General features: G+C 68.0%; 15 protein-coding genes. 6 read left to right on the plus strand and 9 right to left on the minus strand.

All coding sequences use genetic code 11. From position 1 onward, the window contains the following. Positions 1 to 48: 48 nt before the first annotated feature. From AC3XQU_RS11435 to AC3XQU_RS11450, 4 genes are all read right to left on the minus strand, one after another. Positions 49 to 2,871 carry an ATP-binding protein gene (locus AC3XQU_RS11435; protein ID WP_489874289.1) on the minus strand — a complete coding sequence of 941 codons (2,823 nt, stop codon included), beginning with the start codon at positions 2,869 to 2,871 and terminating at the stop codon, positions 49 to 51. An 8-nt stretch (positions 2,872 to 2,879) separates the two neighbouring features. Then, complete coding sequence (locus AC3XQU_RS11440) at positions 2,880 to 3,614, minus strand: hypothetical protein (protein WP_489874290.1); 735 nt, start codon at positions 3,612 to 3,614, stop codon at positions 2,880 to 2,882. Then, positions 3,607 to 4,983, minus strand: a complete 1,377-nt coding sequence (locus AC3XQU_RS11445) for a hypothetical protein (RefSeq protein ID WP_489874291.1) — start codon at positions 4,981 to 4,983, stop codon at positions 3,607 to 3,609. The genes AC3XQU_RS11440 and AC3XQU_RS11445 overlap by 8 nt, the downstream gene beginning before the upstream one ends. A 185-nt stretch (positions 4,984 to 5,168) precedes the next feature. Next, on the minus strand, positions 5,169 to 6,065 hold the full coding sequence (locus AC3XQU_RS11450; protein WP_489874292.1) for a LysR family transcriptional regulator: 897 nt from the start codon (positions 6,063 to 6,065) through the stop codon (positions 5,169 to 5,171). Between the two features lie 113 nt (positions 6,066 to 6,178). On the opposite strand from AC3XQU_RS11450, the gene AC3XQU_RS11455 reads away from it, so the two are divergent. The 3 genes from AC3XQU_RS11455 (at position 6,179) to katG (ending at position 9,933) form a co-directional block, all read left to right on the plus strand. Next, a complete protein-coding gene (locus AC3XQU_RS11455; protein ID WP_489874293.1) occupies positions 6,179 to 7,042 on the plus strand; it encodes an NmrA/HSCARG family protein in 864 nt (287 codons plus the stop codon). Between the two features lie 29 nt (positions 7,043 to 7,071). Further along, positions 7,072 to 7,554 (plus strand): AtaL-like protein, encoded by a 483-nt coding sequence (locus AC3XQU_RS11460; protein WP_489874294.1) that lies wholly within the window; start codon positions 7,072 to 7,074, stop codon positions 7,552 to 7,554. Between the two features lie 156 nt (positions 7,555 to 7,710). Continuing rightward, positions 7,711 to 9,933, plus strand: coding sequence for a catalase/peroxidase HPI (gene katG, locus AC3XQU_RS11465; protein WP_489874295.1), 2,223 nt, complete (start codon positions 7,711 to 7,713; stop codon positions 9,931 to 9,933). Positions 9,934 to 10,134: 201 nt separating this feature from the next. On the opposite strand, the gene AC3XQU_RS11470 is transcribed toward katG, so the two are convergent. Both AC3XQU_RS11470 and AC3XQU_RS11475 read right to left on the minus strand, forming a co-directional pair. Further along, entirely contained in the window at positions 10,135 to 10,896 is a 762-nt protein-coding gene (locus tag AC3XQU_RS11470; RefSeq protein ID WP_489874296.1) for a DUF3108 domain-containing protein, read from the minus strand. A 1-nt stretch (position 10,897) separates the two neighbouring features. Beyond that, positions 10,898 to 12,007: a DUF3108 domain-containing protein gene (locus tag AC3XQU_RS11475; RefSeq protein ID WP_489874297.1), complete on the minus strand. Its 1,110-nt coding sequence runs from the start codon at positions 12,005 to 12,007 to the stop codon at positions 10,898 to 10,900. Positions 12,008 to 12,121: 114 nt separating this feature from the next. Here AC3XQU_RS11475 and AC3XQU_RS11480 point away from each other — a divergent pair, with 114 nt between their 5' ends. The 3 genes from AC3XQU_RS11480 (at position 12,122) to AC3XQU_RS11490 (ending at position 16,145) form a co-directional block, all read left to right on the plus strand. After that, positions 12,122 to 12,820 carry a PhaM family polyhydroxyalkanoate granule multifunctional regulatory protein gene (locus tag AC3XQU_RS11480; protein WP_489874298.1) on the plus strand — a complete coding sequence of 233 codons (699 nt, stop codon included), beginning with the start codon at positions 12,122 to 12,124 and terminating at the stop codon, positions 12,818 to 12,820. 122 nt (positions 12,821 to 12,942) lie between these two features. After that, positions 12,943 to 15,414 carry a patatin-like phospholipase family protein gene (locus tag AC3XQU_RS11485; RefSeq protein WP_489874299.1) on the plus strand — a complete coding sequence of 824 codons (2,472 nt, stop codon included), beginning with the start codon at positions 12,943 to 12,945 and terminating at the stop codon, positions 15,412 to 15,414. 8 nt (positions 15,415 to 15,422) lie between these two features. Beyond that, positions 15,423 to 16,145, plus strand: a complete 723-nt coding sequence (locus AC3XQU_RS11490; protein ID WP_489874300.1) for a hypothetical protein — start codon at positions 15,423 to 15,425, stop codon at positions 16,143 to 16,145. Positions 16,146 to 16,167: 22 nt separating this feature from the next. Here AC3XQU_RS11490 and AC3XQU_RS11495 read toward each other — a convergent pair whose 3' ends face one another. The 3 genes from AC3XQU_RS11495 to AC3XQU_RS11505 all read right to left on the minus strand — a co-directional run bounded on the left by AC3XQU_RS11495 (position 16,168) and on the right by AC3XQU_RS11505 (position 19,693). Next, positions 16,168 to 17,871: a tetratricopeptide repeat protein gene (locus AC3XQU_RS11495; protein WP_489874301.1), complete on the minus strand. Its 1,704-nt coding sequence runs from the start codon at positions 17,869 to 17,871 to the stop codon at positions 16,168 to 16,170. Continuing rightward, positions 17,868 to 18,575 (minus strand): sensor histidine kinase, encoded by a 708-nt coding sequence (locus AC3XQU_RS11500; RefSeq protein WP_489874302.1) that lies wholly within the window; start codon positions 18,573 to 18,575, stop codon positions 17,868 to 17,870. Before AC3XQU_RS11500 ends, AC3XQU_RS11495 begins: the two co-directional genes overlap by 4 nt. A gap of 140 nt (positions 18,576 to 18,715) precedes the next feature. Further along, entirely contained in the window at positions 18,716 to 19,693 is a 978-nt protein-coding gene (locus AC3XQU_RS11505; protein WP_489874303.1) for a LysR family transcriptional regulator, read from the minus strand. Positions 19,694 to 19,883 lie beyond the last annotated feature (190 nt).

Genomic DNA, 19,883 nt, shown 5'->3' on the forward strand with positions numbered 1-19,883 from the left:
ACCGTGCCGGCCGCGCCAACGAAACAGGGAGCCTTCCGGCTCCCTCGTTCAAGCGGCTTTCGCCTCTTCTTTTCTTCTCTGCAGCACGAAGATCGGCTGCGCCCACTGCACGTCCTTCTTCTTCTTGCTGGTGATCAGCGTCAGTTCCGACGGGTCGTACACGTCCGTATTGTGCGTCAGCGGCGTCGTCATCAGGTACTGTGCGTCGGTGTTCTTCAGGAACTCGCCGACCAGCTGAATGTTGCGGATATCCAGGTGGGCAAACGGTTCGTCGATGAACACGAAGCCGCCCGAGCCTTCTTCCGATTTCAGCAAGCCGATCAGCAGCACCAGCGACTTCATCACCTGCTGGCCGCCCGAGGCTTCGCCGTCGTTCATCCCGATCTGGTCCTTGCCGTCGAACTTGAAGCGCACGTGCAGGCCGGCCTGGGCCAGTTGCACGTCGTCGTTCTCCAGGCGCACCGGGTCGGCCTGGACGTCGATGCCCGCCAGTTCGCCCAGGTCCTTGATGTTCTTGGAATAGGTCTTGATCGTGTAGCGCAGGCGCTCGATGTAGGCCCCGCGCGCATTGGCGGTGGCCTCGATCGCGCGGTTGTTCTGGTAGCGGCGCTCTTCGGTTTCGGACTGGCGGCCGCTGAGCTGGTCGTTCAGGCGGCCGTACTGGTCGATCACGGTGCCGTCCTGTTCCCAGTCTTCGCGCCCCAAGGAGTGCTCGAGCGTCGACAGGCGCAGGTTGACCTGGTGCGCGTTCTGGTGCTTGGCAACCAGGGCGCCGCGCCAGGCGCCGTTCTTCCAGGCAGCTGGCACGTGGCGCCAGCTGCGCCGCAGCGCGAGCAGCGCCCTGGCATGCTCGGCGCGCTGCTCGATCGTGCGGCGGTTGTTCAGGCGCGTGCCGGCTTCGGCTTCGGACAGCGCCATACGCGCGTTCTGCCAGACGGTGTCGGCGCGGGTGCGCGCGACCGTCGCGTTCTTGGTCAGCAGCTGCAGCTCGCCCAGGCGCGCGCCCACTTCCAGGCGCTCGGCCTTGAGCGGGGCGATCGCGCGCAGCGCTTCCTCGAACTCGGCCTGGCGCGCGGCCAGTTCCTTGGCGGCGTCGACGCCGGCGATGCGGCCTTTCAATGCGCCCACTTCCGCGGCCAGCTTGCTGATGGTGAGCGTGAGCGCGTCCTCCTGCGCTTCCAGGGTCGGCAGCAGCTTCTGGATCGCTTCCAGGCGCTGGGTCTTGCCGGCGGCGCCGAAGCGGTAGCGCGACGGCTCCACGAACAGCGAGCGGCCGCCGCGGCGTTCGCGGTGGTAGGCATCCGGCGTGATCCACTCGTCGCCCTTCGACTTGAAACCGGCATCGACCGACTCCACGCGCTCGATGCGTTCGAGCTGGTCGATCAGCCAGCCAGGGGCCTTGCTGGAGAAGCGCACCACCGACAGCAGGCTGTCGTCTTTCACGACCGGGGCCTCGACGCAATCGGGCACGATGAAGTGGCGGTAGCGCTCCTTCTCGGCCAGGCGGTAGGCCGCTGGGGCATCCTTGGCTTTTTCCAGCAGCACGACCGAGGCGTAACCGCCCAGCACACCTTCGACTGCGCCCTGCCATTTCGGGTCCGTCACCTCGACGATGTCCGACAACATGGCATGGGCGATGCCCTCGTCGCGCAGCGCGCGGCGCATCAGGCGCTGCGCTTCCGGTTCCGGCATCGCGCTCTTGCCCTGCAGGGCCGAGACGGTCGCCATCTCGGCGGCGATCTTGGCGCCGACGGCGTCGCGCTTGCCCTTCTGCTTGGCCAGCTCGGCTTCTTTTTCGTCGAGCTGCTTGGCCACTTCGGCGATGTCGGCGCCGGCGTCAAGCGCCAGCTTGTGCAGGCGTTCCTTCTGCTCGACCAGGCTTTCCAGCGGTTTCAGGCGGCGGTTGACTTCGGTCAGGCGGCCGGCCAGCTCGTTACCTTCCTGCTCGAGCTGGGTCTCCAGCTTCTGCGCCTCGGTCAGCACGCGCTGCTGCGCCGCCAGTTGCTGGCGCTTCTCGGCCAGGATCGAATCGGCCTGCAGCAGGGGCTTGCGCGCTTCGCGCAGGTTGCGGCTGATGGCGCCGCTCTTTTCGCGCGCCTCGTGGTATTCCAGAGCCGGCAGCACTTCTTCCTGCAGCTCGCGCTTTTCCTTGTGCAGGTCCGACCACTGGTGGTAGTTCGCCACGCGCAGGCGCAGGCCTTCCAGGTTGATGCGCGACGTCTCCAGCTCGGACTCGAAGCGCTTGAGTTCCGTCTCGGTGTCGCGCTGGTGGCGCTTGGCTTCGTCGTAGGCGTCCAGCACCTCCTTGTCGCCGAAGACCTGGAACACCAGGTCGAGCAGCTGGCGCGGCGCGTATTCGCACAGCTTGTCGGTCTCGCCCTGCTCCAGCGCCAGCACCTTCGACATCGCCGGCGACAGGCCGGCCGAGGCCAGGCGCTTGCGGTAGTTTTCCACGCCGAGCCAGTCGGTGGCTTCGGTGACTTCCTCGATGTCGACATTCCCCGGGCGCATCAGGTACTGGCGCTTCCAGTCGCCGCCGTTCTTCTGGACCTGGCAGAACAGGGTCACTTCGTCGTCGGCGAAGAAGCCGGAATGGCGGAACGGTCGGTTCGACAACTGCTTGCCGACCGCCTTGTTGTCGACCACGGCGCGGATCCAGGCGCTTTGCTGGCCCGAGTGGCGCGCATAGTGTTTATACGTGCGGCCCATCGAGCAATCCAGGCCGAACAGGGTGCGCAACGCGTCGAGCAGCGTGGTCTTGCCGGAGCCGTTCTGGCCGGCGATCGTGATGATCTTGGCGTCGAGCGGGATGTTCTTGATCCGCTGCCAGTAATCCCAGTGGACCAGTTCGAGTGATTTGATGTGGAACATGGGCTATCTCAGTGTGGGGTGTCGGCGGCGTCGTCGGCCGCGGCTTCAAGCGTGGTGTCGGCCACGGCATCGTTGGCGGCTTCGGTTTCCAGCGGCGCGCGGCGCGGGACGGCGGCCAGCGGGGCGCGCTGGAACACGTCGGCCAGGGCGCCGTTGATGATGCGCTCCTTGAGCACGTCGGTGTCCATCATCAGGTCGAGCAAGGGCCCTTCCAGGATCACGTCGCCGCGGCGTTCGATGAAGCCGAGTTTCGACAGCACGCCCAGGTTCATGTCCATGCGGGTCTTCTTGCCCAGCTTGTCGCCGAAGTCGGACAGCAGCGCCGTGTACGAGATGCCGATGGAGGTGTCTTCCGCGCGCGGGATCGGCGCGTCCTTCTCGAACATGTCGGTCTGGTCGTCGGCCACCGTGACGTGGGTTTCCTGGCGCTCGCGCTTCGGGAGAATGATCTGCGCCCACAGCACCACCAGCAGGGCCACGCCGTCGCGGGTCAGGCCGAAATTATTGTTCTGCCAGATGTCCTTGGCGCCGAAGATCTTCGGCTCCACGTTACGGTGCAGGGCGATCGTCACGTGGTCGGCATACACGTTGTCGAGCAGCTTCAGGCCGGATTCCAGCAGGCGCTTGTCGACTTCGATGCGGAACTGCTCGTCCGACAGCGCGCGCTTGACCATCTTGTCGTCGCGGCGCAGGGTCTGGTGCGTCAGCAGGCGCGCAATCAGGATTTGTGCATCGTCATTCATTGCTCGTACCGCTTTCAGGACTATCAGTATTCAATGAGAGGGAGGCGATCGACATGGCCGCCACTTCCGGGTCGTCCAGCGCGATCATGTCGTCGGTTGGCTCGAAGCGCACCGGCAGGCGCGCCAGCTCGGCGGTCGCGCCCTGCAGGCTGGCCTCGGCCGCGTCGCCCAGCAGCGGCAGCAGCGAAGCGCGGTAGGACGCCACCGCGAAGCTGGCCGGCAGCAGCGACTCGTGCAGCGCCACCTTCTTCGGGCCGCTCTCCGAGAACTCGGGGAAGTTGCCCAGGTTGGCGAAGTCGGCCAGCTTGTTGATCCAGTCGTTCAGCTCCCCCTGCATCGCCGGGTTGTCGTTGACCGTCAATGGCGCGTCGGTGCCGGTCGGCAGGCCCTTGGGGCCGGTCGAGGTCACGCGCTCGAGCAGCAGTTCGGTCTCGGCCACGTCGATCATCTCGGCCGGGGTGCCGAACAGCGGCACCACCGGGCGGTCGATCGCGCCTTCGGCCAGGCTGGCCAGGTCCTCGTGGGCCAGCAGCCAGCGCTTCACGTCGGTGGTCGACAGGCCGGACTGGCCCAGGTGCACGCGCTGGCGCTCGATCTGGTTCAGGGCGCGCGAGAACATGCCCTGCATGTTCAAGAGCGCGCTCTGGGCGCGACCGATGGCTTGCGCCGCCTTGTGGGTGGCCGAATCGGCGTTCGGGTCCATGGTGATGGCGCGCAGGATCACCGAGCCTTTTCCCACCCAGTCGCAGGCCATGTGCCATTTCGCCTGCGAGGTGCGCAGCTTGAATTCGGAACCGGAGGCGATCGCATCGCGGAATTCCTCGGTCAGCTCGACCAGGCGGCCCAGCAGGTGCTTCAGTTGTTCGACCGTGATGCCGCCCACGGCCTGGGCCCCGGCCACCTGCGACAGCAGGAAGCCCATCTCGGCATCGTCTTCCTCGGGCTTGGCCAGCGCGATCAGGGTGTCCAGTGCGGAGAGCACGTTGCGCGCCAGCGGCGTGATGCGGTAGACGGCGGCCGGGGCGTCCCAGGCCAGCAGGCCGTGGCCGCGCAGGCGGTTGAGCACCGTTTCCAGGCTCTCCGCGGCCAGGTAGGCCAGCTTGGTGTTGATGTCGCCGCGCGAGAAGCTCGAGGTGGCGGTATCGCCCGCCAGCTCGCGCAGTACGAGCAGGCGCACCAGCACGCCGTCCTGGGTGCCGTGGAACAGGGCCGTGAACGCCGACAGCATGGGCTGGGCACGTTTCAGGTGGTAGACCTGCTCGATCTCGTCAGGCGCCACGCCCGGCTGGAAGTGCGCCTGCAGCGGGTCGTCGTCGTGCGGCAGGGAGGAATCTACGGCGAGTGCGGCTGCGGCCAGTGTGTCGATCATCGTGAAATACCGTTCTTCATGCGTGGGCGGCGGCGCCTGTCTTGCCAGGCACAGCCGGTCCGCGGGGGCGCCAGTATAACAGTTTAGGTTGGGCAATTAGCAGTCCGGCAGGGTGTTTCAATGCAGGAAAGACACAGTCCAGCATGGTCATTCATGCAACATGGACTGGGTGGAAACGCTGAGGCTCAGAGCCGGACGATGTACGCCGCCAGCTCGTCCGGTGTGCCCTTGGGGAAGGCTTTGCGCAGGTAGTCGAGGAAGGCGGACACGCGCGTACTGAGCAGCCGCCGCGACGGGTACAGCGCCCAGATGGCGATCTCGGGCGCATCCAGCTCGCCCCAGTGTACGAGCCGGCCGGCGGCGATGTCGTGGCTGACGAGCGAAATCGGCAGCCGCGCCGCGCCCACGCCGGCCCGGACGGCGTCGCGCACCATCATCAGCGAAGACAGGTGCAGCACCGGCTCGGCCAGGATGGTGTCGCTCCCTGCGGGCGTGCGTACGGTCCAGGACGCATCCTGGACGCCGGCGCCGCGCACCACGGCCGGCACCGCGCCGCCATCCTGCGGCCGCACAATGTCCGGATGGGCCACCACCACCATCCGGTCGCGCAGGAAAATGCGGCCTACCAGGCTCGCATCCGGGGCCGGATTGACCCGGATCACCAGGTCGACGCCCTCTTCCACCATGTCCACCGGCCGGTCTTCGGTCGACACTTCCAGCCGCACTTCCGGATAGGCTCGCGCGAAGCCGGCGGCCAGCGGCCCCATCGCGCTTTGCGAGAACAGCAGCGGCGCGCTGATGCGCAGGCGTCCGCGCGCGCTGGCGCCGCTCGAGGACAGCGCGTCGGCCACCTCGTCGATCTCGGCCAGCAGCGCGCCGGTGCGCTCGTACAGGGCTTGCCCTTCCTGGGTGAGCTTGAGCAGGCGCGCGCCGCGCTCGAGCAGGCGCAGGCCCAGGCTGGCCTCGAGCTCGGCGACGCGGCGCGAGAGCGTGGCCTTGGGGCGTCCGGTGGCGCGGGCGGCGCGGCCGAAGCCACCATGGCGGGCAACGAGATTGAAATCGGTCAGGGCAAGCAAGTCCATGTGTTTCACCAGTGAGACGGTATGTCTAAATATACCGTCTATCGGTCCTTCTGTGGGACGTCTACCATGCAAAGCGTCAACCGACACTTTTCAACTACACAGGAGCACACATCATGACCATCCTCGTTACCGGTGCCACCGGCAAAGTCGGCCGCCAGGTCGTCGACCAACTCGTCCAGCGCGGCGCCGCCGTGCGCGCCCTGGTGCGCAAACCGGCCGACGCCGGCCTGCCGCCAGGCGTCGACCTCGTCCAGGGCGATCTGCTCGACGTCGACGCCCTGCGCGCCGCCATGTCGGGCGTCTCCACGCTGTTCCTGCTCAATGCCGTGGCCGCCGACGAATTCACCCAGGCCCTGGTGACCCTGAACGTGGCCCGCCAGGCCGGCGTCAAGCACGTCGTCTACCTGTCCGTCATCCACAGCGACGTCTACGTCGACGTGCCCCACTTCGCCGGCAAGTACGGGGTCGAGCGCATGCTCGAGCAGGTGGGCTTGTCCGCCACCATCCTGCGCCCGGCCTATTTCATGGACAACGACCTGACGATCAAGGACGTCGTCACCGGCTACGGCGTCTACCCGATGCCGGTCGGCGCCAAGGGCCTGGCCATGATCGACAGCCGCGACATCGGCGAGATTGCCGCGCTCGAACTGCTGCGCCGCGACCGGGCCAACGCGGCGCTGCCGCTCGAACGGATCAACCTGGTCGGGCCGGACACCCTCACCGGCGCCCAGCTGGCCGCCATCTGGAGCGAGGTACTGGCGCGCCCGATCGCCTACGGCGGCGACGACACGGCCGCGTTCGAGCAGAACCTGCGCCAGTTCATGCCGGGCTGGATGGCCTACGACATGCGCCTGATGGCCGAGCGCTTCCAGAGCGACGGCATGGTGCCCCACGCGGGCGACGCCGAGCGCCTGGTCCGCCTGCTGGGCCGGCCCCTGCGTTCCTACCGCGACTTCGCCGCCGAAGCCGCCGCCTGATCCATCCACCCACCGACAAGGAGTCCATCATGATCTATTCGACTACCACCGTCCCCGTCAACCCGGAAGGCCAGACCCGTCTTACCCGCGCGCAGGCCTGGGCCGGCCTGGTGCTCAAGGCGCGCGACGCCCGCCTGTTCCTGCCGCCGGGACTGTGCACCCGCTGCGACATCGTGCACGAGGGCGCCACCCACCTGGTGCGCGAGGCCACCATCGGCGGCCAGGACCTGCGCGAGATCGTCAGCTTCGACCTGGAAGAAAAGGTTTCGTTCTTCCAGGCCAGCGGTCCGCGCGAAGGCGTGATCGTCAACGAGCTGTTCGAGGATGCCGCCGGCGCCTTGCAGCTGCGCTTCTACTGCTACGTCGGACTGCGCGGCAAGCCCCCGGGCGGTCCCGAGGAACAGGCGGAACAGGCCGCGATGGACGGCGGACACGGTTACCGGGCCGCCTTGCTGTCGACGCTGGAGCGCACCCGCGCACTGCTCGCGCAGGGCAAGCTCGGCATGTCCTGAGGACCGGGTTGCCGCTTTGGCTATGACGCTCATCAAGAACCCCAATTGGCCGCGCCGCCGCGCAGCCCTTATGCTGTCGTTGGAGGGCAGGCCCGGGCCGGTGACGGACCCGGCCGCCTGCCCACACCACCCACAGACAAACGAGGAGGCAGCAGCATGAGCACGGAAATGGATTTGAAGAGCGCCGAACAGGAGGTCAAGTGCCCGATGGGGCATGGCAAGACTTCCCGGCAGACCCGCACCAACGCCCATTGGTGGCCCGACCAGCTCAACCTGGGCGTCCTGCACCAGCATGCCAACCTGGGCGACCCGATGCTGGAGGACTTCAACTACCGCGCCGAATTCCAGAAACTCGACCTCGACGCCGTCATCGCCGACCTGCATGCCCTGATGACCGACTCGCAGGACTGGTGGCCGGCCGACTACGGCCACTACGGCCCCTTCTTCATCCGCATGGCCTGGCACTCGGCCGGCACCTACCGCATCTTCGACGGCCGCGGCGGCGCCCGCTCGGGCGAACAGCGCTTCGCCCCGCTCAACAGCTGGCCCGACAACGGCAACCTCGACAAGGCGCGCCGCCTGCTCTGGCCCATCAAGCAGAAATACGGCAAGCAATTGTCTTGGGCCGACCTGATGATCCTGGCCGGCAACGTGTCGCTCGAATCCATGGGCTTCAAGACCTTCGGCTTCGGCGGCGGGCGCGAAGACATCTGGGAACCACTGCCGATCGACTGGGGTCCGGAATCGACCTGGCTGGGCGACGAGCGCTACAGCGGCGAGCGCGAGCTGGCCAAGCCGCTCGCGGCGGTGCAGATGGGCCTGATCTACGTGAACCCGGAAGGCCCGAACGGCACGCCCGATCCGGTGGGTTCGGCGCGCGACATCCGCGACACCTTCGGACGCATGGCCATGGACGACACCGAGACCGTGGCGCTGGTCGCCGGCGGCCATACCTTCGGCAAATGCCACGGCGCCGGCCCCGCGCACCACCTGAGCGCCGATCCCGAGGGTGCGAATATCGAAGAACTGGGCCTGGGCTGGAAAAATGCCTACGAAAGCGGCATCGGCGCACACGCCATCACCAGCGGCCTGGAAGGCGCCTGGACCGCCACGCCCACCACCTGGGACATGAGCTACCTGGAAACGCTGTTCGGCTTCGAGTGGGAGCTCACCAAGAGCCCGGCCGGCGCGCACCAGTGGAAGCCGGTCGGCGATGCGGGCCGCAATGTGCCCGACGCCCACATTCCCGGCAAGCAGCACCAGCCGATGATGACCACGGCCGACCTGGCCCTGCGCTTCGATCCGGCCTATGAAAAGATCGCGCGCCACTTCCTGGCCAACCCGCAGGAGTTCGCGGACGCCTTTGCACGCGCCTGGTTCAAGCTGACGCACCGCGACATGGGTCCGAAGATGCGCTACCTCGGCCCCTTGGTGCCGCAGGAAGACCTGATCTGGCAAGACCCGATTCCCGCAGCGGACCACCCGCTGGTGGACGAGGCCGACATCGCGGCGCTCAAGGCGAAAGTGCTCGGTTCCGGCCTGGGCATCCCGCAACTGGTGAAGGCGGCATGGGCCTCGGCCTCGACCTTCCGCGGCAGCGACATGCGCGGCGGCGCGAACGGCGCCCGCATCCGCCTGGCGCCGCAGAAGGACTGGGAAGCGAACGACCCGGACGAGCTGGCGCAAGTGCTCGGCCAGCTCGAGGCGATCCAGAACGACTTCAACGCCGCGGCGTCCGGGGGCAAGCGCGTGTCGCTGGCCGACCTGATCGTGCTGGGCGGTAGCGCCGCGGTGGAAGCGGCGGCGAAGCAGGCCGGCCACGACGTCAAGGTAGCGTTCCGTCCCGGCCGCATGGACGCCGCTCTGGAGCAGACCGACGTCAATTCCTTCGAGGTGCTCGAGCCGGCGGTCGACGGCTTCCGCAACTACATCCACGCCGGCGCGGTGGGCAACGTGGCCAATGGCATGCTCGACAAGGCCAACCTCCTGATGCTGACCGCGCCCCAGATGACGGCCCTGGTCGGCGGCATGCGCGCCCTGGGCGCCACCAGCGGCAACACCCAGCACGGCGTGTTCACCACCCGTCCCGGCACGCTCACGCCCGACTTCTTCAAGAACCTGCTCGACATGCGCACGTCCTGGAAACGCATCGACGGCACCCAGCACCTGTTCGAAGGCCTGGACCGCCAGAGCGGCGAGCGCCGCTGGACCGCGACCCTGGCCGACCTGATCTTCGGCAGCAATGCGCAACTGCGGGCGCTGAGCGAGGTGTATGCGGCCGCGGACGGCGAAGCGCATTTCGTGCAGGACTTCGTGAAGGCCTGGACCAAGGTGATGGAGCTCGATCGCTTTGACCTGAGGTATGCGAAGGCTGCTTGATCAGTGTGAAATCGTAGGGTGGGCGTAAAACAGTCCACCGGACTGTTTTACCTGCCCACGCGGTGATCGTTACGATGTGAGCCGCCGCATAGGCTGCAGCACCGTGCACTGAACGCGTGGGCAGGAAAACCTGCCCACCCTACGAGTACGTGGGGGCTCGTAGGTCATCGGCCTGACAGCCGCGCGCTCCTTTGTAGCGACTCACCGCTTCGTGAGCGTCGACAGCGTCTGCTCGATCTGCTCCTTCTCCCCATCCTGGTAGCGCAGCTTGACCGGATACCACTCGTGCTTCGGCGCCAGCCACACTTCCAGCACCTGCTCCTTCTTGTCGGCCGGCGGCCGGCGCGCCACCAGCACCGCGTCGACTTCGCCCAGGCCGGTGCGCAGCTTTTCGCGGCGTAGCACCTTGAATACCCAGGTCTCGGCATCGCGCCGGCCCGCAACAAAAAATGGCCATTCCGATCCCGGCTTGAAACGCTCGCCCGCGGCGCGCGCCACGGCGGCCAGCTGCCAAGTGATCGACGCCCGGTCCTGCTCCCCGCCCTTGAGCGGGTAGACCTGCTGGCTTTCGCTGAAGCTCAGGGACTTCGCATCGCGGTCGAAGGTCGTCGTGGTCGCCTCCTTGCGCAGGCGCTTCTCGTGGAATTCGGCCGGGGCCAGGCCGAAGGCATCCACCGTCCCGCTGCTGCGGTTGTCGGTAATGGTGCCCAGCACCGGCACGCGCGACTCGGCGCTGACGGCGTACTTGCCGTCGCCGGCGCGCCAGGTGACGAGCGCCTCCCCTTTCAGGCTGAAGCCGCGGTGGCGCGCCTGCAGCTCGTAGTTCAGGTCGGCCGATGGCGGCAAGCTGAACGGGCGCTTGATCGCGGGTGGGGCGGCCGGCGCGTCTTGCGCCGCGGCGTTGCCCAGGCCAAGGGCCAGCAGCAGGCCGCAGCAGGCAGGTCGAAGTGTGGAACTGTGCATGTCAAAATCCTGGTGGGGTCATGGCGATCTTGTTCACCGTTTGCGTGGTCACTGCGCCATTGGCTTCGCTGCTGCGGATCTGCACCGGCATCCAGCCGTGGGCCGGGGCCAGCCAGATATCGAGCCGCGATTTATACGAACCCGGCTTCGGCGGGCGGGTCAGGCGCACCGTCTGCAGGCGCCCGATCGGGGTATCGATCTCTTCCTGTCCGACTACCTTGAAGGTATAAACGCTGCCGTCGCGGTCTTCGCCGACAAACATGTCGATGTCGCCGCTTAATTGCGCCGGGTCGCCGCGCGCGATCGCCGCCAGCTGCAGCGGCACTGTGGCCTTGTCCTGGGCCCCCGGCTGCAGATCGTAGCGCGCCTGCGAGCCGGAGAAAGTCAGCTTGTTGGCCTGCCAGTCGAAATGGGTCGCGGTCAGTGCGCGCCCGCGCCGCTTTTCGGTCATGGTCTTCGGCGCCAGCCCGGTGTTGCCGACCTGCCCTTCGCTGGTGAGCACCACCAGGTTCACGCGCGCGAACACGACCCGGATGCCGGCCTCGATGCGCACGCGGTAGGCGCCCTCCCGGTCGCGCTTCCACGACAGGATGGCCTGGCCGCTCCACCGGGTGCCATCGGCATCCTGGCGCGCCACGTCGAGCGTGATGTCGGCCGGCGGCGGCACGTCGACCTGGTAGCGCCGCACCAGGTCCTGCGCGGGCGGCGCCTCGGGTTCGGTCGCGGGTCCGGCTGCCGGAGCCGGCTCGGCCGCCGCCACCGGGGCGACGACCGGGGCCGGTACAGGTGCGGACGGCGTCTCCACCGGCGGCCCGGCCGGCAGGCGCTCGCCCACGGCATCGGCCACCACCATGTTCGAGGGCAGCGGATCGAAGTCGGGCAAGGGCGGCTGCTTCATGCTGGGCGCCGGCGGCGGCACCGGTTCGGGCGGCGGCGCGGCCTTCGGCGGCAGCAGCCGGGTCACGCTCATGACGGCGCCGCCGTCGCGCCCCGGCAGCGACAGGCCCTGGGTGCCGGCGGTAATCCAGCCCAGCACCAGCCAATGCAGCAGCACCACCAGGGTGCCGAGCACCAGGGGGCGGCGCTGCCGTCGGAGGAAAGCAAGACTCATGGCGCTAGTGTAGCCTGCCGGCCGCGGCGCTGCCGCGCCGCGGCTTGCGCGCCGACTTGGTGACCGTGTTATTTATCTGCTACGCTAGGGTGTCACCCCCAACGGAGAATACCGATGCTCAAGCCCCCCATGCCGAACGCTGCCGGAATGACCGATACGCTCGAATTCGTCAAGAATCTCTGGGGCAGCATGAATATCCCCGGCGTCGCCATGCCCGGCGCCACGTCCAGCCTGTCCACCGAAGACCTGGACAAGAAAATCGCCGACCTGAAAGCCGTCGAATCCTGGCTCAACCTGAATATCGGCATGCTGCGCGGGACCATCCAGGCGCTCGAAGTGCAGCGCGGCACGCTGGCCACGCTCAAGGCGATGAGCGACGGCATGGCCCAGGCCATGGGCGGCGCCGGCGACAAATCCGCCATGGCCGCGCCCTTTGCCCAGTTCTTCGCGCAGTCCGCCACCCCTCCTGCCGCTGCCGCACCGCCGGCCGCCCCGGCCCCGGCGCCCGGCGCCCAGCCCGGAGCGGCCGATGGCGCGTCCAGCGACAACCCGATGCCCGCTGCCGTCGCCTGGTGGAACCTGTTGCAAGACCAGTTCCGCCAGGCGGTCACCAGCGCCATCCCGACACCCGGCGCGGCGCCCGAAGGCGCCTCCGCCGGGCCAGATGGCGGGGCTGCCAAGGCCTCTTCCGGGCCAACTGGCACAGGCGGCTCGCCGCTGGATGTCTCCGGTGGCGCGCCCGATCCGGCAAGCAGCAATCCGGCCGGCGGCCGCGTTGGCCGCAACCCACGGGGCAAAGCCGACAAAGCTTGACCAGCAGCAAACCCGCGCACACTTGACGCAAACGGTAGCGCACGCCTTGGCGGCGTGCTGAACTGGACCAAACGGGACCATCGCCATCGGTCCCGCCTTCCCTGTCCAGCCGGAGTGTGCGCGTGCTCGCCATCGATCCTGCCAGTCTGTCGCCGTCCCAGCTTGCCGACCTGCGCCGCAAGCTCGACGCCGCCGGTTGCCAGCCGCCCGCCCATGCGTACACCCTCGCCGACCTGGCCGCGTCCATCGTCGAGTTCCGCCGGCGCCACGGCATCGCCGGCCTCGGCCTGCTCGACGACTTCACCCTGCAACGGCTGAACGAGGTCACCGGCGCCACCTTCAACGACGTCTTCCAGGACGAGCTCGACCTGCTGCGCCCGCCATTCGGCCCCGCGCTGGACGCCAACCCGGGCGGCGAACTGCAGGAGCGCGCCCATGCGGCCGGCCTGGTCGGCCTGGCCCTGTCCGGCGGCGGCGTGCGCAGCGCGACCTTCGGACTGGGCGTGCTGCAGGCGCTGGCCCGCCACGGGCTGCTGCGCCGGCTCGACTACCTGTCCACCGTGTCGGGGGGCGGCTTCATCGGCGGCTGGCTGTCCAAGTGCATCCACGAACAGGGCGGCAACGTGGGCGCGGTCGAAGCCATGCTGGCGCCTACCGCCGGCACGCCCGAGGCCCCGGCGCTGCGCTTCCTGCGCCAGTACAGCAACTACCTGTCGCCGCACGGCGGCATGTTCAGCGCCGATACCTGGACCCTGATCGGCACCTATGTGCGCAACACGGGCCTGAACCTGACCATGCTGGTGGCCTGGCTGTGCGCCCTGCTCCTGCTGCCGCGCGCCGCCGTGTGGGCCGTGCACCGCATCGTCAGCCCTGGCGGGCCCTGGGCCGCCTGGTCCGACGCGGCCTGGATTATGGGAGCGCTGCTCTTCCTCGCCGCCGTCTTCGGCATCGCGCTCAGCATCTCCAGCAAGCCCTCGAGCTCGCGCGGGCTGCGCCGCTTCCCGCTGTCGCAGGGCGCGGTGCTGTGGTGGATCAACCTGCCCTTGCTGCTGGCGGGCTTCCTCGGCAGCGTCGGATTGTGGCGCCACGGCGGCGCGCCGGTCTGGGAAATGGGAGAACTGCCGGCGCAGCTGCAGGGACGCGCCTACTGGCTGCTGGCGCCGGGCCTGGTCTACTTCTTCGTGTGGGGCTGCGGCTGGTATCTCGCCCACGACCGCACCAGCGTCTACCGGCGCGCCGGCTATACCTTCTGCGCCGCCAGTGCCGTCGCGGTGGCGGCCATCCTCACGGCGGCGGCAGGCACCTTCGCCCCGGCTTTCCTGCTGCGCTTCATGGATGCCGATACCAGCGGCTTCCTGGTGAGCGGGCTCCTGGTGCTGGCGGCCATCTTCTTCCTGCTGGGCGTCGCCCTGGGCGTGGCGGCCTGGTTCCAGCCCAACCGGCCGTCGGCCGACGTCACGCGCAACGAGGTGTTCGAGGGCCTGGCCCACCTGGCCTGCGCGCTCGGCGCGCTCACCCTCGGCACGGTCTTGCTGCTGCTCGGGCTGGCCGTGCTGCCGGAACCGGCCACGCACCCGGTGCTGAACAACGCCATTGCCCTTACCACCTTCGGCATGCCGCTGATGATGGCGCTGTTCGCCAGCACCATGACGCTCATGATCGGCCTGATCGGCCGCATGTACAGCGACGCCAGCCGCGAATGGTGGAGCCGCCAGGGCGCCTGGGCCTGGATCTTCGCGCTGGCCTGGGTCACGATGTTCGGCATCGCCTTCTTCCTGGGGCCGCTGCTGCACTGGGCCTGGCTGACCTACGACCCGTGGGGCCACATCACCACCCTGCTCGGCTGGCTGCTCGTGACCTGGTTCGGGCTGAAGGCGGGCAGCGGCAGCGCGACCGGCATGCGCACGGCCGACTGGCGCCTCGACCTGGCCGCGCGCCTCGCTCCCTACGTGTTCACGGCCGGCGTGTTCGCGCTGCTCGGCACCCTGGTGCAGATGGTGGTGGCCCCTCCCGACATCGACTGCCAGGGCCCGATCACGCTGGTGTGCGTGTACGGCGCCCATGCGGGCGCCACGCTCGCCACCGAGGGCCAGTGGCTGGCCACGGTCTTCGGCGGTTTCCTGGCGGCCGCCCTGGTGCTCGGCTGGCGCGTCGACATCAACAAATTTTCGCTCTACATGATGTACCGGAACCGGCTGGTGCGCGCCTACTTCGGCGCCAGCAGCCGCACGCGCAACCCGCACCCGTTCACCGGCTTCGATCCGGGCGACGACCCGTTGCTGCACGACCTGAAGCACCAGCGCCCCTGCCACATCATCAACACCTCGCTCAACCTGGTCGGCGGCGAAGAACTCGCGTGGCGCACCCGCAAGGCCGCCTCGTTCACCTTCACGCCGCGCTATTGCGGCTTCGAGCTGCCCGAACAGGCCGCCGGCAGCGACGCCGCGCGCGGCTGCTATCGCCCGACCGACCTGTATGGCTCGCGCTCGGGCCCCGGGGCCGACGACGACGCCGGCGTGCGGCTCGGAATGGCGGTGGCGGTATCGGGCGCCGCGGCCAGCCCGAACATGGGCGCGCACTCCTCGCGCCGCTGAACTTCCTGATGACGATGTTTAACGTGCGCCTGGGGCGCTGGTGCCCGAACCCGCGCAAGGCCGCCTGGCAGCAGTCTTCGCCGCCGGTCGGCCTGTTCAGCCTCCTGGCCGAGCTGTTCGGCCTGACCAATGCCGACGCCAGCTATGTCTACCTGTCCGACGGCGGGCATTTCGACAACCTCGGCATCTACGAACTGGTGCGGCGGCGCTGCCGCCTGATCATCGCGGTGGACGTGGCCAGCGACGGCGCGCTGTCCTTCGAAGACCTGGGCAATGCGATCCGCAAGTGCGCAACCGACCTGCACGTGCGCATCGACCTGGACGTCTCCAGGCTCGCCCAGCGCGGCGACGAAGGCCTGTGCGGCGCCAGCTGCGCAGTGGGCACCGTGCGCTACAGCCAGGTCGACCCGGGCGGCGTCGACGGCACGCTGGTCTACCTGAAGCCGGCGATCGTCGGGCGCGAGAACGCGGACCTGCTCAACTACCGCAAGGTGCATCCCGCCTATCCGCACGAAAGCACGGCCGACCAGTGGTTCGACGAAACGCAGTTCGAGAGCTACCGGGCGCTGGGGCAGTACATCGGCGAATGCGCGCTGGGCGGCGCGGCCGAGGCGGCGCGCCAGGACGATGGCGGGATCGACGTGGGCAAGCTGTGCGCGGAGCTGGCGCGGCGGCATGGGGATGCCCCGGAACGGGCGCAGTGCGAGCCGGTGCGGGAGCGGTGCCGCTGATGCGCTGGCGGTGCTCCGGGAATCACGCCGTAGCCGACTCACTTGCCGTCTCGGCCGGCGGCGACTCCTCCACCTTCGGCACCAGCAGCATCAACTGCTCCATCAACTGGGCAAAGCGCTGCTGCCCCGGCTGCAGCCGGTCGACGTGCCCCAGCACACCCTGCGCTTCTTCCATTCGCTCGGCGCTGTAGCCGCGCTGCTGCATGTACGACACCAGGATCTGCGCCGAATTGAACAGGATGCGCACATTGTGCGGCAGTGCCGCGCGCGCGTTGCGCATCCATTCCACGGCCTCGGCCAGCTTGTTGGTCTTCCAGAGCAACACGCCCTGGTTCATCAGGTCGATCGCTTCCTTGCGTGCGCCGCGGATCAGGGCTTCGCCCTCCTCGCCCATGCGCGCCTTTTCAAAAATCTTCTGCACCTCGTCCTGCAGCAGCTGGTTGTCGTGGTTGTTGCGGATGACGTAGCACAGCAGCTCCACCGGCGCTTCCTTCACGCCCACCGCGAACAGCAAGGTCGCCATCTCCAGGCAGGTCGGCACGTCCGGGCGCTCGGGCTTGGCCTGCAGCAGCGCCTCCAGCTCGTCGCCGGCCTTGCGCGCGCGGCGGTAGTCGCCGCTCTCGTGGTAGACCAGGCCTTCGGTGATCTTGGCGCGCAGCTCGATGTCCGGATGCTCGGCGCCGAAGTCGCGCTGTACCGCGACCAGGAGCTGCAGCGCTTCCTTCGGGTCGTTCTTCAGGCCGCATACGCGCGCAAGGCCGAGGTAGGCGTCGGGCGTCTTGCGGATCGAGTATTCGCCGATCGCGATGCACTTGCGGAAGGCTTTCTCGGCCATGCCGACGTTGCCCAGCTTGAGGCAGGCCTGTCCCAGATTGCGCTGGCGCGGCACCGAATTGGGCGAGAGCTTGGCTGCGCGCTCCAGGATGCCCAGCGCTTCCTCGTGCTGGCCCATGTTCTGGTAGCTCAGGGCCAGCTGATCGTAGGCGTCGATGTAGTAGCGGTTCTCGGCGATCACGGTCTGGAACATCTGGCGCGCCTGTTCGTAGTCGCCGTCGGCCAGGCGGATCTTGGCCAGGCCTGCGCGCGCCCACTGGTATTCGCGCTGGGCCAGCACCCGTTCGTAGGTTTCGCGCGCCTTGCCCGGCTCGCCGCTTTTCTCCATCAGCCGCGCCTTCATGCGCAGCAGGTCGATCTCGTGCACCTTGTTGCCCGCCACCTGCTCGTCGCACAGGCGCGCCGCGCGCAGGTAGTCTTTTTCGGCATAGGCCTGGTCGATCAGGCTGAACACCTGCTTCTTGCGCCACACGCGGTTCAGGCGCGAGAGCAGCACGCCCTCGGTGATCGGCTTGACCAGGTAGGCGTCCGGCTGGTGCTCGGCCGCGCCCATCACCGACTCGACGCTCTTCTCGGCCGAGACCATCAGGAACACACTCGAGGGCAGCAACAGGTTGCGCATGCGCGCCTCTTCCAGCACCTGCTGGCCGTTCTTGCCTTCGCCCAGGTTGAAGTCGCACAGCACCACGTCGTAGCGGGTGCGGTTCAAGGCCCCCATGGCCTCGCCGCCGCTGGAGGCCTGGTCGATGTTGCGCGCCCCCAGGCTGCGCAGCGCTTCGCGCAGCAGCTGGCGCACGCCGATGAAGTCGTCCACGACCAGGTAGTTCTTGCCGGCCCAGTCGACCTGGTCGGCGACGACGGGTGGGCTGAAGGTGTTCACGGCGGTATTCATGGCAGCGCCAGGATGAAGCAGCCGCCGCCGAGCGGGCCGCCGTTTTCCAGGCGCACCGTCCCGGCGCGCTCGCGGTGGCGGTGCATCTTCGCGACCTCGCGCGAGAAGTGCAGGCCCAGGCCGGCGCTGTTGGTCAGGAAGTTCACGCCGCTGGCGGTGCCGCTCAGCGCCGCGCTGCCGGCTTCCAGCAGTGCAGCCGGATAGCCCCTGCCGTTGTCTTCGACGCGGATCTCCAGCCAGCCGTCCTGCTGCCGCGCCGACAGCCGGATGCGGTCGCGCGTGTAGTGCACCGCATTGTTGATCGCGTGCGAGACCACGCCGACGATCAGGTCTTCATCCAGGTGCCAGACCAGGTCCGGCTCGACCTCGAGTTCGAGCGCGATGCCGCGCGACTCCAGCAGCACGCGCTCGAGCGCCACCACCTGCTCGACCAGCTGGCCGGCCTCGATCGGCTGCACGTCGAACGGGTATTCCGGCGTGCCGACATGCTTGTACAGCGCCAGCAGCTGCATCAGGTTGTCGTTCAGGCGGCGCGTCTGGTACAGCATCTGCGCCATCTGCGGATAGGCTTGTTCGGTCTCGGGCGACGCGTCGTCGAGCAGGCGCTCGAGCGTGCCGGACAGGACGCTGATCGAGTTCTTCATGTCGTGCGCGGTGGACGCCAGGAACAGGAACAGCTCGTTCGATTGTGGTGTGTCTTCCATCGCAGGGGGCCGGCTGACCGAAAAAGTTACTGTAAGTCAATTATACCGCGATGGATTTGACGATTCGCTCCCCCAAGGTAACTATGGGCTGGACAACAACAGTTCCTTGCTTGCGCGATGATCCAGGCTGCTCGTTCCTGTCACCGCCGGTTGTCGCCCGGCCGCGCCTGGCTTGCGAACAGCTCCGCGACCACGCCCTGGACGAAGGGGTGCATCGGCCCCGCGCGCACGACGAGGTCGATGTGCTGTTCATAGCGGAACAGGTCGGGACGGATGCTGCGCAGGCGGGTGCTGGGCCTGAGCATGTCGGCATAGTGGTCCGGCAGGAATCCGACGTAATCCCCGCTGCTCACCAGCAGGGCCACGCCTTCCAGGCTGTCGGCCCGGGCGGCGCGCCGAAAGCACGGGCCCCAGCCATGCATCGGGACGCTGTCGGTATAGGGATCTTCCACCAGGTCGAGGCTGCCGGTTTCGCCGCCATGCAGGCTGGGATCGCCGTGCAGGTAGAGCGGATGATGTTCCGAACAATACAGGCTGCTGGTTTCCTTGTAGAGAGGATGGCTGCTGAGACCGGGAGACTCGCCGGTCGACGCGACCACGCCCGCATCGAGGCTGCCGTTCAGGACCTGGCGCTCGATGTCGAGCGGCTTGCCGACCGACAGGGCGATGCGCACGCGCGGCGCCCTGGCCCGATAGGCGCGCAAGGCGGCCGCCATCCTGAACTGGGGGTCGGACAGCAGCGCATCCATGATGCCCAGCTTGAGTTCTCCGACCGGGTCGGTACGCAGGCCGTTGACCTTTTCGCCAAAGCTGCGCACGGCCTGGAACAGCTCCTGGGCCGCACTGTGGACCAGTACGCCGTGGGCGGTCAGGGAAAACCCCGAACGGCCCCGATTGCACAAGCGCGCGCCCACCGCGTCTTCCAGTTCCTTCAGGTAGCGGCTGACCGTGGACAGGTCGGCCTGCAACACGGTGGTGGCGGGCGACAGGCCCCCGGCCGACACGACCACGCAGAACACGTGCAGCAGCCGGATGTCGACACTGGTGATGGCATCGGCATACTGCTCGACGTGATTTGCCGGACTTGCCGAGCTGTCCGCGGGATTTGTTTCGCTCATGTTCCGGCAATCGCTGTGGTGAACTGACTCTGAACCGCATGGCGGGCCAGCGCAGTTTACCACCTGCGGCAGGGCCCGGGCCAGCGAGCGGCATTCCATGCGGTTATGGCGCGGCGCAAGCATTTCATACGGACCGAGCGCAGCTTGCGTCAAGCCCGCGCGGCCCCGCCAGTCCCCCCAAGCCGGCGTC

Source organism: Telluria sp. AZSoR62 (assembly GCF_058111565.1).

What these genes read in the sequence shown, in the direction of transcription:
- AC3XQU_RS11480 (WP_489874298.1), top strand. Translation starts at nt 12,122, where the DNA reads ATGCTCAAGCCCCCCATGCCGAACGCTGCCGGAATGACCGATACGCTC.
- AC3XQU_RS11455 (WP_489874293.1), top strand. Translation starts at nt 6,179, where the DNA reads ATGACCATCCTCGTTACCGGTGCCACCGGCAAAGTCGGCCGCCAGGTC.
- AC3XQU_RS11505 (WP_489874303.1), bottom strand. Translation starts at nt 19,693, where the DNA reads ATGAGCGAAACAAATCCCGCGGACAGCTCGGCAAGTCCGGCAAATCAC.
- AC3XQU_RS11445 (WP_489874291.1), bottom strand. Translation starts at nt 4,983, where the DNA reads ATGATCGACACACTGGCCGCAGCCGCACTCGCCGTAGATTCCTCCCTG.
- AC3XQU_RS11440 (WP_489874290.1), bottom strand. Translation starts at nt 3,614, where the DNA reads ATGAATGACGATGCACAAATCCTGATTGCGCGCCTGCTGACGCACCAG.
- katG (WP_489874295.1), top strand. Translation starts at nt 7,711, where the DNA reads ATGAGCACGGAAATGGATTTGAAGAGCGCCGAACAGGAGGTCAAGTGC.
- AC3XQU_RS11460 (WP_489874294.1), top strand. Translation starts at nt 7,072, where the DNA reads ATGATCTATTCGACTACCACCGTCCCCGTCAACCCGGAAGGCCAGACC.
- AC3XQU_RS11450 (WP_489874292.1), bottom strand. Translation starts at nt 6,065, where the DNA reads ATGGACTTGCTTGCCCTGACCGATTTCAATCTCGTTGCCCGCCATGGT.
- AC3XQU_RS11435 (WP_489874289.1), bottom strand. Translation starts at nt 2,871, where the DNA reads ATGTTCCACATCAAATCACTCGAACTGGTCCACTGGGATTACTGGCAG.
- AC3XQU_RS11490 (WP_489874300.1), top strand. Translation starts at nt 15,423, where the DNA reads ATGACGATGTTTAACGTGCGCCTGGGGCGCTGGTGCCCGAACCCGCGC.
- AC3XQU_RS11470 (WP_489874296.1), bottom strand. Translation starts at nt 10,896, where the DNA reads ATGCACAGTTCCACACTTCGACCTGCCTGCTGCGGCCTGCTGCTGGCC.
- AC3XQU_RS11500 (WP_489874302.1), bottom strand. Translation starts at nt 18,575, where the DNA reads ATGGAAGACACACCACAATCGAACGAGCTGTTCCTGTTCCTGGCGTCC.
- AC3XQU_RS11495 (WP_489874301.1), bottom strand. Translation starts at nt 17,871, where the DNA reads ATGAATACCGCCGTGAACACCTTCAGCCCACCCGTCGTCGCCGACCAG.
- AC3XQU_RS11475 (WP_489874297.1), bottom strand. Translation starts at nt 12,007, where the DNA reads ATGAGTCTTGCTTTCCTCCGACGGCAGCGCCGCCCCCTGGTGCTCGGC.